General features: G+C 35.7%; 13 protein-coding genes. 6 read left to right on the top strand and 7 right to left on the bottom strand.

Annotated elements, in window-relative coordinates:
* Nucleotides 1-53 precede the first annotated feature (53 nt).
* The gene (locus ABEG11_RS02270; RefSeq protein ID WP_348822583.1) at nt 54-692 is read left to right on the top strand and encodes a polysaccharide deacetylase family protein; all 639 of its coding nucleotides are present in this window, start codon (nt 54-56) and stop codon (nt 690-692) included.
* Between the two features lie 25 nt (nt 693-717).
* On the opposite strand, the gene ABEG11_RS02265 is transcribed toward ABEG11_RS02270, so the two are convergent.
* On the bottom strand, nt 718-1014 hold the full coding sequence (locus ABEG11_RS02265; protein ID WP_348822582.1) for a thioredoxin family protein: 297 nt from the start codon (nt 1012-1014) through the stop codon (nt 718-720).
* 72 nt (nt 1015-1086) lie between these two features.
* Nucleotides 1087-2322, bottom strand: coding sequence for a metallophosphoesterase (locus ABEG11_RS02260; protein ID WP_348822581.1), 1236 nt, complete (start codon nt 2320-2322; stop codon nt 1087-1089).
* Between the two features lie 329 nt (nt 2323-2651).
* On the opposite strand from ABEG11_RS02260, the gene polA reads away from it, so the two are divergent.
* Nucleotides 2652-5486 (top strand): DNA polymerase I, encoded by a 2835-nt coding sequence (gene polA, locus ABEG11_RS02255; protein ID WP_348822580.1) that lies wholly within the window; start codon nt 2652-2654, stop codon nt 5484-5486.
* A 111-nt stretch (nt 5487-5597) separates the two neighbouring features.
* Here polA and ABEG11_RS02250 read toward each other — a convergent pair whose 3' ends face one another.
* The 4 genes from ABEG11_RS02250 to ABEG11_RS02235 form a co-directional block, all read right to left on the bottom strand.
* Nucleotides 5598-6743 carry a hypothetical protein gene (locus tag ABEG11_RS02250; protein WP_348822579.1) on the bottom strand — a complete coding sequence of 382 codons (1146 nt, stop codon included), beginning with the start codon at nt 6741-6743 and terminating at the stop codon, nt 5598-5600.
* A 40-nt stretch (nt 6744-6783) separates the two neighbouring features.
* The gene (locus tag ABEG11_RS02245) at nt 6784-9417 is read right to left on the bottom strand and encodes a DUF5916 domain-containing protein (protein ID WP_348822578.1); all 2634 of its coding nucleotides are present in this window, start codon (nt 9415-9417) and stop codon (nt 6784-6786) included.
* Between the two features lie 48 nt (nt 9418-9465).
* Nucleotides 9466-10803, bottom strand: a complete 1338-nt coding sequence (locus ABEG11_RS02240) for an outer membrane protein assembly factor BamB family protein (RefSeq protein WP_348822577.1) — start codon at nt 10801-10803, stop codon at nt 9466-9468.
* 90 nt (nt 10804-10893) lie between these two features.
* Nucleotides 10894-12747 carry an alpha-amylase family glycosyl hydrolase gene (locus ABEG11_RS02235; RefSeq protein ID WP_348822576.1) on the bottom strand — a complete coding sequence of 618 codons (1854 nt, stop codon included), beginning with the start codon at nt 12745-12747 and terminating at the stop codon, nt 10894-10896.
* Between the two features lie 208 nt (nt 12748-12955).
* Between ABEG11_RS02235 and ABEG11_RS02230 the strand changes: the two genes are divergently transcribed.
* Nucleotides 12956-14026 carry a sensor histidine kinase gene (locus ABEG11_RS02230; protein ID WP_348822575.1) on the top strand — a complete coding sequence of 357 codons (1071 nt, stop codon included), beginning with the start codon at nt 12956-12958 and terminating at the stop codon, nt 14024-14026.
* Nucleotides 14013-14741: a LytR/AlgR family response regulator transcription factor gene (locus tag ABEG11_RS02225; RefSeq protein ID WP_348822574.1), complete on the top strand. Its 729-nt coding sequence runs from the start codon at nt 14013-14015 to the stop codon at nt 14739-14741. The genes ABEG11_RS02230 and ABEG11_RS02225 overlap by 14 nt, the downstream gene beginning before the upstream one ends.
* A 63-nt stretch (nt 14742-14804) precedes the next feature.
* Here ABEG11_RS02225 and ABEG11_RS02220 read toward each other — a convergent pair whose 3' ends face one another.
* Nucleotides 14805-15830 carry a LacI family DNA-binding transcriptional regulator gene (locus ABEG11_RS02220; protein ID WP_348822573.1) on the bottom strand — a complete coding sequence of 342 codons (1026 nt, stop codon included), beginning with the start codon at nt 15828-15830 and terminating at the stop codon, nt 14805-14807.
* A 347-nt stretch (nt 15831-16177) separates the two neighbouring features.
* On the opposite strand from ABEG11_RS02220, the gene rplM reads away from it, so the two are divergent.
* Both rplM and rpsI read left to right on the top strand, forming a co-directional pair.
* On the top strand, nt 16178-16633 hold the full coding sequence (rplM, locus tag ABEG11_RS02215) for a 50S ribosomal protein L13 (RefSeq protein ID WP_348822572.1): 456 nt from the start codon (nt 16178-16180) through the stop codon (nt 16631-16633).
* Nucleotides 16633-17019, top strand: coding sequence for a 30S ribosomal protein S9 (gene rpsI, locus ABEG11_RS02210; protein WP_348822571.1), 387 nt, complete (start codon nt 16633-16635; stop codon nt 17017-17019). The genes rplM and rpsI overlap by 1 nt, the downstream gene beginning before the upstream one ends.
* The last annotated feature ends 171 nt before the right edge of the window (nt 17020-17190 follow it).

Below are 17190 nucleotides of genomic sequence, written 5' to 3'. Positions count from 1 at the left end.
CCTTGAAACAATCTTAAACGACACACTTGTCCAGAATTTAAATATTGCCTGCTATGAAGCCCTATTGGATCAAGACGAATGTATTTATAAAAAGAATATTCTCAAATTATATTTGGGATTTTCCTAATACAGAAAATAAAATCTATCTGACTTTTGATGATGGTCCAACTCCGGATGTAACACAATGGGTTCTGGAAGAATTAAAAAAACATAAAGCAAAAGCAACCTTTTTCTGCATTGGCAAAAATATTGACAGCAATCCAGACTTATTCAAAAAAGTAATTGATGAAGGGCATGCAATAGGAAATCACACTTTTAATCATTTTAATGGATGGACAACAAAAACAGATGATTATCTAAAAAACATTGCGCTATGCCAAGATGCAATCAATAATCTTAATCCTGAAAACAGCAGGCTATTCCGCCCGCCTTATGGTAAAATAAAAACATCGCAATCGAAAAAACTGCGAAAATCAGGATATAAAATAATTATGTGGGACGTTCTCAGTGCCGATTTTGATCAAAGCATAACACCTGAAAAATGTCTCGAAAATGTACTCAAAAATGTAGTTTCAGGAAGTATAATTATTTTTCACGACAGTGTAAAGGGCTACAAAAATCTAGAATACGTATTGCCTCGCACCTTACAGACACTTAAAAACAGAGACTTTATATTTGAAGTAATCCGATAGTAAAAAAAGAAGAAATTATTTTAAACTATAACTGTTCCTGAACAATACCAATTAAGGTATTGGCATCTAATTCTCCAGACTGTCTCCAAATCATCATACCTTCCTTATAAATCATAAGAGTTGGCAAACCTTTTATTCGCAAAGCATCTGCTAATTCTGGATTTTTATCTACATCGATCATGATCACTTTTACTTTATCTCCAAGTGCAGCCGCAACATCTTTTATAACAGGATGCATCGAAAGCGATGGCTCGTTCCAGTCTGTGTAAAAGTCTATTAGCACTGGAACTTGTACGTTTATAAGTTCTCCAAATTTTGACATAAAACCAAAATATTAAATTTTTATTAGTTTCAAAAAGAGATATTAGTTTACAAATTTAGCATTTTAAACTAATTATGCTAATTTTTCGCCCTTTATTAGTTGAATAACTGTAATCTCGGGCATAATTCCAACTCTGCCAGGGTAAGCATGAAATCCAAATCCTCTGTTTACATAAACGAACCTGCCAATGTTTTCATATAGTCCCGCCCATTGCTTATAGACATATTGAGCCAGACTCCATTTAAAATAACCTGGTATTTCTACGCCAAATTGCATTCCATGCGTATGGCCAGACAGTGTTAACTGAAAATGTTTATCATCATGCTGTACTATTTGATCCCAATGGCTTGGATCATGGCTCATCAATATTTTAAAATCTTCTTTGGTCAAATGCTGCGATGCCTTATTCAAATCCCCAGCCTGCTTAAAATTATGCCCCCAATTTTCCACTCCCACTATAGCAATTCTAGCCCCATCTTTTTCTACAAAAGTGTGCTCATTTAACAATAATGAAAAACCAATCTGGCCATATAATTTTTTAATGTTTTCAAAATTCTCATTCTTGGCCGCCTGCGATGGCCAGGTAACATATTCGCCATAATCATGATTTCCTAAAACTGAATATTTACCATATTTATGTTCCTTGATTTTATTGAACGTTTCAATCCAGGGATACATTTCTTTGGCATGCGTATTTACAATATCGCCAGTAAACAATATTAAATCCGAATGCTGTTCATTTATCAAATCAATGGCATGACTGATTTTTTCTGGGTTATCAAAACTTCCACTATGCACATCCGATATATGGGTTATTGTAAAACCATTAAAAGCATCGGGTAAATCTGCAAAATATATAGGCTGTTTTATCACCTTATAATTATATTTCCCTTCAAAAATTCCATATATCAGAGAAATAAAAGGCACCGCTGCAAGTCCTAAGCCAACTTGGCTGATAAATTTTCGTCTTGATGGCAAAAAAGCGGCTTTGGAATTATTATCAATAAAATATTTTATGGATCCTTCAGCCAGTCGAAAAACATCTTCTCCTAAAAGAACTATAGCCATCACTATTTTTGGAAGATACACCACCAGCAGTAAACCCATGGTGAACATGGTCTGCTTTGTCTGTCCAACTGAACGGTCAAATTGAGTGAAAGAATAAAGGATAAAGACAAAAACCAAAAGGCTAATCAGTTGATAAGAAATGAGAACCCATTTCAATTTTATCAATGTTTTAATAGCCTGATAGGCATAAAGTTCAATAACAAAAAGAACAACCCCTAAAAAAAACAAACGTAAGATCATTATTTATACAATTTTAAACAAAGTAACAACTATTGGAAATGTTAAAGATTTATATTATCATAATTTTAACGCAAAAAAGCATGTAAATATATGATTGCCATTTTCAAATAACTAAATAATTTATAGTTACTAAATAATCGCTGCTTCATTTCCTCAATTAATCATTATCAAAGCAATTTCATTCCTTCCATTCACAGCAGCAAGGACAATAACAAAGAATTTGACATAACATCAAAACCCATTCACCGTATTGTTAACGGAATTATATTGAATAAACAAATTAGTTTTAAAAATCAATTGTTTATTTTTACGCCTCAAAATTTATTTTTATGTCACAAAAACGTCTTTATCTGCTCGATGCCTACGCCTTGATATTCCGTGGTTACTTTGCCTTTATAAAAAACCCAAGAATCAACTCTAAGGGAATGGACACATCGGCCATCATGGGATTCATGAATGCCTTGATGGATGTTATCAAAAGAGAAAAACCTGATCATTTAGCAGTAGCTTTTGACAAAGGCGGAAGCACTTACCGCTACGAAATGTATCAGGAATACAAAGCGCACCGTGACGAAACTCCCGAAGCCATAAAAATTGCCATACCTTATATATGCGAGTTACTAAAAGCAATGCATATTCCAATTATTGAAGTCCCTGGTTTTGAAGCCGATGATTTGATTGGAACTATTGCCAAACAGGCCGAAAAACAAAATTATCAGGTTTTTATGGTAACCCCCGATAAGGATTTTGCACAATTGGTTTCCGAAAATATTTTTATGTACAAGCCCGCAAGAATGGGTAACGGAATCGAAATTTGGGGAGTTCCAGAAGTTTTGGAAAAATTTGAAATCGAACGGCCAGAACAAGTGATTGATTTCTTGGGAATGATGGGCGACGCTGCCGATAATATCCCCGGCCTGCCAGGAGTAGGAGAAAAAACAGCCAAGAAATTTTTGAAAGAATACGGTTCAATGGAAAATCTTTTAGCCAACACACATCAACTAAAAGGTGCCATAAAAGAAAAAATCGAAGCCAATGCTGAGTTGGGATTATTATCTAAAAAACTGGCAACTATCCTGCTCGACTGTCCTGTAACTTTCAACGAGACAGAGTATGAATTATCCCAACCAGATGTTGAAAAAACCGATGCTCTGTTTCAGGAACTGGAATTCCGCCAGATGAAAGCACAGTTCGACAAATTGTATAATCCATCTGCCGAAGAAGAAAGTACAAATCCAGAAACACCAGCTGCCAAAAAAACGCCAGCAAAAAAATCCAACGAAGAACAATTCGATTTATTTGGATTTTCCGAAGAAGAAACTAGCGAAGCACAACACAGTTCGTTCTATGCAACTCTTGAAAATACCGAACATTTTTACCAAATCATACAAGGTGATTTTGCTGTAAAACTGCTGTTACAAAATTTACTTCAGCAGACTTCCGTATGTTTCGATACCGAAACTACAGGAATTGATGCTTTGAATGCCGAATTAGTCGGGATGTCATTCTCTTATGAAAAAGGAAAAGCATTTTACGTTCCTTTTCCGGAGAGCCAGGAAGAAGCTCAGACTTTAGTTGATAAATTCAAGCCTTTTTTTGAAAATGAAGCCATCGAAAAAATTGGACAGAACGTCAAATACGATTTGAAGATTCTTTCGAATTATGGTGTTCAGATCAAAGGAAAGCTGTTCGATACGATGATTGCCCACTATTTGATTAATCCTGATATGCGCCATAATATGGATGTATTATCTGAAACCTATTTAAAATATTCACCAAAATCCATCGAAGATTTAATTGGCAAAAAAGGCAAGGGACAAAAATCAATGCGTGAAGTACCATTGGAAGACATCAAAGAATACGCTGCAGAAGATGCTGATATTACCTATCAATTAAAGCAGAATTTCAGTCCTATCCTGGACAAAGCAGAAACCAAAAAACTATTTGACGAAATCGAAATTCCGTTAATACCAGTTTTGGCCGCAATGGAATTGGAAGGAATTAACCTTGACGTTCCTTTTTTACAATCGATGTCAATTGACATGGCTGCCGAAAGCAATGCATTGGAACAAAAAATATATGAAACTGCCGGTGAGAAATTCAATCTGGCTTCACCAAAACAATTAGGCGACATTTTATTCGAAAAATTAAAAATTGGCGGTGCGAAACAGAAGAAAACCAAAACAGGTCAATACGCTACAGGCGAAGAAGTTTTATCGTATTTGGCCAATGATAACGAAATTGTCCGCGATATTCTCGAATGGCGCCAGATGGTAAAACTGCAAAGCACTTATATTGACGCTTTGCCAAATCAGGTTGATAAAAAAACTGGACGCGTTCACACCGATTATATGCAGACTGTTGCTGCAACGGGACGTTTGAGTTCTAATAATCCCAACCTGCAAAACATTCCAATACGTACCGAAAGAGGTCGATTGATCCGAAAAGCATTTATTGCACGTGATGAAAACCACACTTTGGTTTCTGCGGATTACTCTCAGATAGAACTGCGAATTATTGCTGCTTTATCTGGCGAAGAAAATATGATTAAAGCATTCCAAAACAACGAAGACATTCACAAAAGTACAGCTGCAAAAGTATTCAATGTGCCATTAGAAGAAGTAACCAAAGAACAGCGAAGCAATGCCAAAACTGTCAATTTTGGAATTATCTATGGGGTTTCTGCCTTTGGGTTAAGCAATCAGACATCGCTTTCACGAAAAGAAAGCGCCGAACTGATTGATGCGTATTATTCGACTTATCCAAAACTCAAATCGTACATGTCTAATCAGGTGGATTTTGCCAGAGAAAAAGGTTATGTACAAACGGTTTTAGGAAGAAGACGTTATTTAAAAGATATCAATTCGGCCAATATGATGGTCAAAAGCGGTGCCGAACGAAATGCCGTAAACGCTCCGATTCAGGGTTCTGCTGCCGATATTATCAAAATTGCAATGATTAATATCCATAAAAAATTAGTTTCAGAAAACTGGAAATCCAAAATGTTACTGCAGGTACATGATGAGCTTGTGTTCGATGTTCACAATTCAGAACTCGAAAAAATACAGCCGATGATTAAACACGAAATGGAAAATGCCTTCAAAATGGATGTTCCGCTGGATGTTGAAATTGGAATGGGCAGGAATTGGCTGGAAGCGCATTGATTTTAGCTGACAGTGTTCAGTTGTATAGATTGATTTATTAAAGATATAAAAAAACCGTCTCGTTAAAGAAAATGAGACGTTTTTTACATTTTTACCCAACAATAACGAATACTAGTTTTTATCAACTTCAGAATATTTTTTTGGAACATCGGCATACTCCAAAATCTGTTTCCAATATTCTTCCAGACTTGCAGGTCTTGGACGCCAATCCGGATCGGCTACATTCTCCAGAGCTTGTTCCCAATTCTTTTCGCTCAGAAAAGCAATGTCAATATCGCAACCCGTAAGTTCTTTTATTGGTTTTAAAAAAACATATCCATCCCCAATATCTTCCAATGCAAAGTTTTTATGTCCCAAAGAATAATAACTATCATCCCGCAATTTGCCCAAAGGCGTGTTAACCAAATCAAATCCCACTGCTTCGTTATTTAGTTTTTGCATTATGGCTTCAATAACTCCATTTGCAGGAGAAACCAAATTCGGTTTGGTATCGGGAAGATTCATAAAAGGTTTATGCAACAAAATCGTGTAAACTTTCTGCGGATATTTGGCATATAAAAGATTTCCAAAATAACCATTTTCTAATCGGACAAAATCTTCACCAACAAAATCATATACTGGGAATTTATATTTTGTAAAAGCATGAATATCTCCTGTAAGTATCAAAATTTTTTCCTGCTTTGCTATAATTTCTTTCTCAACAATACCAAATCGATAGGCTTCGGTATTTCCTTTGTAGAAAACTTTTTTCATCTTCTCCGGAGTCCGGTAGCCCGAAAAAGAAGACCAATTGTATCGGTAGCTTAAATTTAAAATACGGAATTTCTTCGCCGATTTGGACAATGATTTATTAAACGACCAAACCTCTTTATATAAATCTGTATAACCTTTAAAAACCCACCCCGAATTGTAATTGAACATTAGTTTCCGAGCCAAATCTTCATTGTATTCCGGTGCTAAAATTAAGGAGTCCAACGTTTTCTGGTTTTCGCTTGCGCCAAATTCCATTCCGATGGTATATACACCTTTTTTATACAAAACAGGAATCAGGCTTTTTACCAACTCTAGATTTTCCTTAACCCTGTGTTCTTCGGACAAAAGGATAATATCTTTGGTTGCAAATTTTGATGCAATGTATTCCTGAGGCGACATTTTATTTTTCGACAAATATTCCATTGATTTATCTATAGCTTCAGATTGTGAAAACAAACACATCGGAAGAAACATTAACAGAAACGGAATAGCTTTTTTAAACATAATAGTATCTTTTAAATTCGTAAATAATCATCGTTTTCAATCATAACAAAAAGCGGTAAGTTGCTTTTAATATAAATGTATTCTGAGGCTGTTTGCCTAAAATCTGGGTATCCATATTGACAAACAAATCATCTACAGGGCTACCTGAACCATTTGTTCCCTGAGACCAAACCAAATAAATTTCGGAGCCGGGAATGTATTCCCAGCGCAAAACCAAATTGGAACGAAACTGAACAAATGAAAAATCAGGATTCAAGAAAGAATAATCAGTAGTTCCGTTTTGATTTTCATCCACACTATAAAGATTGGTATTGCTGTCAAAAGAAATTTGATTTGCACCATAACTAATCGTCCGATCCTGATAATAAGATGCCCTTGGATTTGTAACATAGTTAAACTTCGAATATTTTCCCGTTGAAGCAAAAGGCTGTCCGTAGTACTGGATAGTAAAATTTGGGTTAATATTGTAATTCAACCTCAACGATGCACTGATCGTCTGCTGATCCATATTGGCCGTGATGTACCGCATTCCTCCTTCAAAAGGAGATTGGGTAACGTACTGAGTCTTGCTTTGATTGACATTGAAATTTGGATTTAAAGTAATTGACAATGAATTAGTCGGTTGATACGTAATACTCGGATCCAATTCTTTATATGAAAACGAATTATTTTTTCCTTGTGCAAAAAACACTCCAGCCTGAAAGCGAAGCTTTTTTCGGGTATCGGTACCAAAAGTATTATAGCTCACAAATTCGTCCGAAAATCTGAATTTTGGTCCGCCCTGCAAATACGCATTGTTATAAATTCTCGGTTTGTATGAAAATCCAATGTTGGCCCACCAATAATTATTGAACTCTCCTTTTCCCAAAAGATCATAATAAGTACGGTTATGAAAACCTCCAAAATCATAAGTAACAAAAGGCTCAAAACGCACCATTCCGCTTCTGAAAACGCCAAAAGGTTTTAAGGATTGATAACTAACAAATAAGGTTTGCCTGATTTCATCGGCCTGACGAAGAAAACCAATGTCATTCAGTTCCAATTCCGGTGATCGCCAGGTCAGACTGGCATTATATCTCCAATGTCCATCAGAAGCTTTGCCCGCCTCGATCTTCCCTCCTGTTCCGGTCAATGAAGTACGATCACTGTCCACCGAAACATAATTGGCATCAACTCTTTGAAACAAATGCGTCATTTCTTTTTGAGTATTCGTAATGGATTCTTTGGATCCAGTAATATGACTGCCTACAATGTTTCCAGCCACAAAATATTTTCTGTCCTTCCAATTGTGCTTAAAATCAAGTCCTCCTGAATAAGCCGATTCATGCAAAAAAGTGAATTGTGGCTCATCAGTGTTTCTATTGGTTGCCGTTACAATTGCTCCTAAAAAACTATTCCGATCATTGAAATCTTTTTGGGCACGCCCCACAAAATAATTGGTAAGTGGTTCTACCAGCACCTCTTTTCGTTCTGTGCCATTGTCAATTTTTGCAAATTCGTCAGCAGTTACACTTTCCAAAATCCCCAAAGACCAACCGTTCTTGGTTTTACCGCTGAATTTCCCTGCTCCCAAAATGGTAGAATTTTGCGGTCGCTTGACAAAGTCCTCTTTTTGGCTGGCAATGATCCCCTGAGGACTTCTTCCGATTCGTCTGGAATAAAACAAATTGTCTTCATTGTTTCCAAAATTATAATCGAAAATGTTTTTGTTTTCGATAAAAAAAGGTCGCTTCTCCTGAAGAAATACCTGAAAACCATCCAAAGCAATTACGGCCGGATCAGCTTCAACCTGGCCAAAATCAGGGTTGATGGTCAAGTCCAAAGTCAAGTCATTTGTAATTCCGATTTTGGCGTCAAGCCCAGCATTCAAATTAAATTCCTGCCCTTCCCGAAACGGATTGCCGGGTTCCTGTTTATAAGTATCATACTGTGTCAGGAAATAAGGCTGGATTTCAAGTTGTTTTTGGGGTTTCAAGTTAATCAAACCCTGCAAATTCCCAAATTCACTTACCCATCCCGGAGCATCGGCAGGAATACGCTGCCAAACGGAACGTTCCTGTTTTCTAAAATACCGACGTGTTGCCTGAAAACCCCAAACTTGATTCTCGCTGGCGCTGAATTTCAACTGGCTCAACGGAATTTTCATTTCGGCAGTCCAGCCTTCAGTATCAATATTGGTTTTTACATACCAGATCGGGTTCCAGCTTGCGTCCCAATTATTACCGTTGTCGGCAATAAACTCATCACTTTTCACCCCTGATGCCGAAATTGTAAATGAAAATCCGGTACGTTTATCATGATAACTATCGATATTAACTTCAACAAAATCACCATCAAAACCATCACGTCTCGACAATCGTTTTACAATTTTATCAGGTTCTTTATCATAACATTTGAAAGCCACATACAAGAACTTCGAATCGTACACAATTTTAAATTTGGTTTGCTCTGTTGGAGCTGTGTTTTCATCGGGGAGATTCTCTATAAAATCTGTTTGCCAATCTACAATATCCCAACTGACATCCGTCAAAAGCCCGTCAATTATTGGAGCTTTATTATTTTCTAATGGTTTTGTGGTATAAATTCTCTTTTCATTTTTGGGCATATCCTGCCCTGAACAGAAATAAAAAGCGAATAAGAATACCAACAAAAACCGTATTTGCTGAATAATCATACTATTTTATTTATGCCAAATTAATTTGTAATCTGATGTGTCTGATTGTTATTTCGTAAGCAAGCCGATGGCATAACAATTCCCATCGGCACTGCCAAAATAAACAGTGTTATTAGCCACAAAAGGAGAAGAAACAATGGATCCCAATTTATAAAACTGATCCATCACCGCTTTATTAGTATCATAATTGGAAATATCTCCTTCTTTGACAGCATAAGGAAAATCAAGAAGATCATTTTTTAATGTTTCCGGAGCAAACTTCTTTCGGCTTTCGGTACAGAAACTATTCCATTCCTTGCCCAAAGATTTTGTGTTCACCGCGAAAAAATTTCCTGTAAAATCTCCAAAGTAAGCTGTATTTCCAGCTATAGCAGGAGAACCGTACATATAGCCATTGCCTTTAAACTTAAACAATTCCTTACCTGTTTTGGCATCAATTCCAAGCAACTCATAAGTATCTGAAGTCCCCACATACACAACATTATCGGCAACAACAGCCGAACCGAGTATCCAGGAATAAGCGGCATCATACTTCCAAACCAGTTTTCCGGTTTCGGCATTTAAAGCAAATAAAAAAGGATCACGCGCCCCAAAATAAACCATATCATTGGCAACAACCACACTGGATAAAATTCCTTTGAAACCGACTTTCGTTTGTGTTTCAAATTTCCAGCGCTCTTTTCCGGTTGTGATGTCAATGGCGTATAAATTAGCATCCCAACTACCGATGTAAAGTGTGTTTTTATACAGAACCGGACTGCTGTGAATTGATTCTTTCGCAGCAAACTTCCACTTCAGTTCACCTGTATTGGCGTTGAGCGCATACACATTACCGTCACTGCTTCCGAAGAAAACAGTCGGATTTTGTTTATCAGAATTGATGACTGGCGATGACAAAAAGAAGTCCCACAAATCATCCATATATTTATCAGCGGGTTTCAATCCAAGGAAACCTATTTCCCCGGACCATTTTTCACCTCCGGTTTTGAATTTCCATTTCATCTGACCTGTTTTGGTATCAACGCCATAATAATAACCATCGAAACTGCCCACATATACGGTGTTGTTGAAAATAGCCGGAGAGCTGTGTACTGCCCCTCCGGTTTTAAATTTCCATTTTGTTTGTCCTGTCTTTTCATTAATCGCATACAAATTTCCATCACCGCTGCCTATATACACTGTTCCCTCATTTACAATTGGTGAGGAAAATATTTTTCCGTCGGTCTTGAAAGCCCATTTCAAATTACCCAAAGGTTTGTAATTTTCACCTTTAAACACACGGTTTTGAAATACATTTACTGTTGATTTTTCCTGTTGCCCAAAAACAGCAGGAGTGTTTATTCCAAAAAGAAGTAGTGTTAAGGCTAATAAATAGGGTGGCTTCATTATAGTTGGTTTTATAGTTAGCAATCCGTTGAAAATTAAATAGGTTAAATCAAAGATATATTTTTAGTACAAAAAAAGGTTGGTCGCTTTCTATTTGCTCAATTCCAGAACCCACATTTTAGTTCCAGGAATAGTAGTTTTCTCTGATGTTCTCAGAACTTCACCGGTCAGAACATTTTTTGCGGAAGCGAAACCAGCCGTTCTTTCGTCATATTTTTGAAAATCAATTTCTTTTGGCGAATCACTTGTATTCATCACGCACATTATCGTTTGGTTTTCATCGTATCTGAAATAGACATACAGCCCGTCAACAGGCACATAATGCATCATTTTTCCGGTTTTGATCGCCGAGGAAGTTTTTCTGTAATTAGCCAATTTACGAACCAAATCCTGTGTTGATTTTTCATCATCGGTCAATCCTTTTCCTGTAAAAGCGTTTTTGGTATCTTCTTTCCAGCCTCCGGGAAAATCAGCTCGCACCAGACCATCAGGAGCTTTGAATCCTTTCATCAAAACTTCGGAACCATAATACAATTGTGGAATTCCCCTGCAGGTCAACAACCATTGGAAGCCCATTTTTTGCTTCTCTACATTCTCCCCAACCAATGAGAAAAAGCGAGGTTCATCATGATTATCCAGCAATAATACTTTTTGCATCGGGTTTTTGCTTAGGTAATCACTACTTAACGTATAGTACAATCTATTCACCCCTTCTTTCCATCCAAAAGGTTCTGTCAAAGCGGGAATGATTCCGTAATACAATGCTTGAAAATCCACCACCGAAGGCAGGTTGCTTTTGAAACTCACATCCATATTGTTTTGCTCAAAATACGCCTGATTGGCCACACCGTGAACCATGATTTCTCCAAAAATGCTGATTTTAGGGAACTCATCCATAATCGCTTTGTTGCAACGATTGGCAAAATTCAAATCATTGTAAGTGTAAGTATCCAAACGAACGCCGTCTATACCAAACTTCTCAATATGCCAGATACAGTTTTGGATGATGAAATTGGCCATAAACGGATTGTCTTGGTTGATGTCCGGCATTATCTTATCAAACCAGCCGTTGCTCATTCTTTTTTTATCCGATTTGGTGCCATACGGGTCGAACAAAGGAATTTCTCTGTAATTGGTTTGCGTATAAGTTGGCCAGCGGTGTACCCAATCATTCGCAGGCGGATCCAATTCTAAAAAATGGAAAGAACCAATATGATTGTAAACCGCGTCAAAAATGAGTTTCATGCCTCTTTTGTGTAATTGGTCACTCAATTTCTCGTACAAAGCATCACCTCCATATCTTTTATCAATTTTATAATGATTGGTAATAGCATAACCGTGTTCAGTTCTTTTTTCCATATCATTTTCCATAACAGGAGTAAACCATAAAGTAGTAACACCAAGTCCTTGAATATAATCCAGATTATTAATCACTCCTTGCAAATCTCCACCATGACGATCGTACATTTCGTTTCGATTAAGTGATTGGTCTCGCATTCCTTTTACGCGATCGTTCTTTGGATCACCATTACTAAACCGGTCCACCATAATTAAATCGATAAAATCGCTGGAAGTCACTCCTTGTGCATACTGAGTTCCATTACCTGGTCTGCGGTTATAAAGAGGCCATTTTATTTTTTGCTTCCATCCTTTTTGATTCAATTCGATAATTACATCGCCGGCAACAGCTTCTGGTGCTATGACAATATCTATGGCAATATATTTTTGGTTTGGAAAAGAATAAGTGTTTGTTACGGTTATTCCGGGATAATTGATAGTTACTTTATCCGAGGTAAAAGAATCGTCTGTACTTCGAATAAGTAATTGAATGGAATTGGTCTTCATTCCTACCCACCAATTTGTTGGATAGACTTCGGTATTTTTGGCATTTACGGCCAAAGAAAAACCAAAGACCAGCATTAAAATTAAAGCAGTTTTTTTCATAATAGTTGTTTATGTTTTTTAATAGTCTGCGAAAGATATTTCACTTTTCGGCTATCAAAAAGACACTTATTCAAACAACATGATTTGTATTGCAAACAACAATCGAAAGCTTTTGTGCCATTTAAATAAGAAAATCGTTTTCTGCAACAGATCGATTTTGATTCTAAAACAAAACCCTTAGCTTTACATTTCAGAAAACAGATTAGGCATGAATGATCTAGCTATATATCCGGAAAACACATCTCAAAAAATAAAAATGCATATTTACTATTGGCTGGGATATATCTTGCTATTTAGTTTAATCCAGGGTTTACCGACACATGATTTTCAGAGAGCATTATATAATGAATGTTACAGCGTTTTCCCTAAAATTTTATTTGTCCTGCTTATTGTAGAAGTAGCAATGCCTAAGTTATTTTTCCGAAAAAAAAAGGCCTTGTTCATTTTAACTTACATCTTTTCGATTCTTTTCTTTGCCTTCATCCAAAGGTTAATCGACAACTACATCATTATTGCCTATTATTTGACTGAATGGAAATCAGAACCATTATTATCGGCACCTGTGTTCCTTTATAATGTCATTAAATTACAATTTGTTGTCACTATCCCTTTGGTCATAAAACTTGTCTATTACCTTGCCGAAGCTAAAAACAAAGTTCAATTAAGTATTTCCGAGAAACTGCAAGCCGAATTGTTTTCATTGAGAAACCAATTCCACCCACATTTTTTATTTAATGTACTCAATAGTTTGTATTCGAAAATCCTCAGCAAATCGGATGATTCGGCAGATATTGTTCTTAAGATTTCTGATTTTCTGCGTTATTCCGTTTATGAGGTAAATACCAAATACATCCCTCTGGAAAAAGAAATTGAGTATTTAAAAAACTATATTGAGTTACAGCAATTACGGTTTGACAATCGGCTCGAACTTAGTTTCAGCACCAGTGGAATTATGGAAAATCAGGTTATCGAACCGTTCTTGATCCTTCCTTTTATTGAAAACAGTTTTAAATATGGTTTGGATGATGCCAATTCCGCGGCTTGGATTACCATTTCGATTACAGCTTCGGAAGAATGGCTGGTAATTAAAATTGAAAATAGTGTCCCTGATGACTTTTCTAAAAATAAAAACTTAGAAAACCCATACAGCGGTGTTGGGATCACTAACGTAAAAAGGCGTTTGGAGTTGCTTTATCCGGATCAGCATATTTTGACCATTAAAAATAAAGTTGATTCCTTTTTTGTTTCTTTAAAAATAAAAATAAATGACACCCACTAGAATCAATTGCATTATCATAGAAGACGAACTTCCAGCATCGATATTGCTTGAGATGCATATCGCCAAATTTGACTTTTTGGATTTGAAAGGCAAATTCATGAGTACAAACAATGCTCTGAATCTTTTGAAAACCCAAAAAATAGATTTGCTCTTTTTGGACATTAATTTACCCGGAAAATCGGGAATTGAATTTGCAAAATCGTTACCAAAAGATATCGGAATTATTTTCACAACTGCCAATCCCCAACATGCGGTAGAAGGATTCGAATTGGAAGCGATTGATTATTTATTGAAACCTATTTCATTCGAACGATTTTCAAAAGCAATACACAAATACTGTAAAATTCAAAAAACAAACCAGCAATTTGAACACTTGGCACAAGCCGAAACAGAACAACCTTTTATATTCGTCAAATGCGAAAGAAAAACACTCAAATTATATCTTAATGAGATAGACTATTTTGAATCCCAAGGTAATTACTTACTCATTTATACCGAAAGCGATTGCTTTAAAACCCATCAATCCATTACAGAAATGATTGAAAAATTACCCGAGGGATTGTTTTACCGAATTCATCGTTCGTTTTTGATTCCTTTGAAAAAAGTAACTCAATTCAATAGCCGTTCCGTAACTATTAAAAATAAAGTTTTACCAATTGGGAGGTTTTACTGTTCTGCCACGATAGATTTATTGCAATCATTAATGAAAAACTAAAAACTTTTATTGCCAAAAAAACATAAAAAAACCATTCATTATATTTCTGAATGGCTTTTAGTATTATTTAGTAGATTCTCTTTCCTTTAATTTTGTTTTGATGACAACGGTTTCAAAAGGTTTATGCTCATCTTTAGATTCCAATCTGTCAATTAGCAGCCTTACAGCTTCTTCACCAATCTCAATTCCATGCTGGCTTACAGTTGTTAAACTAGGTGATAATCTTCTGGAAGCGAGAATTCCATCAGCAAAACCTATAATTTTCAAATCCTTAGGAATTTTATATCCTTTCTTTACTCCAACTTTTAAAGCTGCTACCGAATCGCTTTCTTCCAAAGCAAAAACTCCATCTACTAGATTATTAGAATACAGTTCATTAATTTTTTCAACCAGATCATGTTCAGATTCGGATTCAGTCCGGATAATAATATTTTCATTGATTGCTATATTATTTAATTCCAATGCTTTTAAATAACCTTCAGCCCTTAATTTACCAACACTTAAATTATTTGAAGAGGAAATTAATGCAATATTTTTACATCCTAAATCAATTAAATGCTGGGTCGCATTTTGACCCGAATCAAAATCATCGACAATAACTTTATCACATTCTACCTCGTCAGTAGTTCTATCAAACATTACAATAGGAGTTCCGTCATTTATTATAGAATTAAAATGACTGTAATCATGCAGCTTTTGAGCTTCCTCAGAAATAGACAATACAAAACCATCTATTGTTCCATTACTCAGCATTTCCATAGTATGTGCCTCTTTATCCAAGGACTCATTAGAAATACACATAATAACATTATAACCTCTCTCATCAGCTACTTTTTCAATACCGCTGAAAACTTTGGCAAAAAAAGAGTTTAATATATTAGGTATAATAACCCCAATTGTTTTAGTTTTTCTGTTCTTTAAATTTAAACCAATAACATTGGGCTTATAATTTTTTAATTTGGCATATTCCTTAATTCTAACCTTGGTTTGTTCGCTAATTTCAGGACTATCATTTAGCGCCTTCGAGACTGTTGATACCGAAACATTAAGTTCTTTTGCAATTTGTTTTAATGTTGCTTTTGCTTTCATTGGGAGAGTGGTATTTGAGGTATTTTAAATAGTCTTAAAAATAAAATTCTTCATAATTAACAATACACAGCGATATTTCTACTGAAAATATGAAAAAAAGCATGTATTTAGTTCAATTAAGACGGAAAATTACAAAAAATTTGCTACATCAAAAAAATATTATTCTAAATTATTACAAAAGAATAAAACACAAATAAAATAAAATTCAATTTTATTAAATATACATTTGATTATCAGGACTAACTCTCAAAAAAAATAATTAATTAAGCTATTTGGTTTTAAAATAATTAATTGTACTTTTGCAACCCCTTTATTGGGGATGGAATGTTTAATTAAAATATATTATTGTGAACGCATTAAGCTACAAGACAATTTCAGCAACAAAAGCCAACTCTACAAAAGAATGGATTGTTGTAGACGCTGAGGGTCATAACTTAGGACGTCTTGCTACTAAAGTCGCTATGATTTTGAGAGGCAAGTACAAGCCAAGTTATACACCACACGTAGACTGTGGAGATAACGTAATTGTTATCAACTCAGAAAAAATCAACCTTACAGGTAACAAATTGGATGAAAAAACATACATCCGTCACACTGGCTACCCTGGAGGACAAAGAAGTTTAACTGCTAAAGTAATGCAAGCAAAAAACCCTGCATTATTAGTAGAGAAAGCTGTAAAAGGTATGTTGCCTAAAAACAAATTAGGAGCAGAACTTTTTAGAAATTTAAATGTTGTTGTGGGTCCTGAGCACAAACAAGGAGCTCAAAAACCTAGAACTGTTAACCTAAACGATCTTAAGTAATGGGAGTTATTCACAAAATCGGTAGAAGAAAAACCGCTGTTGCACGTGTTTATGTTTCTGAAGGAACAGGAGTTATCACTGTAAACAAAAAAGAATTTGCAACTTATTTCCCAACTGCTACATTACAGTACAAAGTTTTACAGCCAATGTCTATGACAGAAAACGCATCAAACTTTGACGTAAAAGTAAACGTTTACGGAGGTGGTACAAATGGTCAGGCAGAAGCTGTAAGAATGGCATTGGCACGCGTTATGTGTGAAGTAAATGCTGAAAACAGAGGAATCCTTAAACCAGAAGGTTTATTAACAAGAGACCCAAGAATGGTTGAACGTAAGAAATTCGGTCAGAAGAAAGCTCGTAAGAGATTCCAATTCTCTAAACGTTAATATTGCCTGTCTTGTATCATACATACGAGACACTCTAGAATGCATTAAAAAATTTAAAACAATGTTGTTGTTGTCCCATCGAGGTGGGAAATTAGTTTAGCATCTAAATGAAGCCTAGAGCCTAAAGCTTAAAGCTTAAAGCTCATAAGGACCATTGCTAATTCAACAGAA

Source organism: Flavobacterium aestuarii (assembly GCF_040049115.1).
Taxonomy (GTDB): Bacteria; Bacteroidota; Bacteroidia; order Flavobacteriales; family Flavobacteriaceae; genus Flavobacterium; species Flavobacterium aestuarii.
The sequence above is the reverse complement of the archived record's forward strand: the minus strand, read 5'-3'. Positions and strand labels throughout refer to the sequence as shown.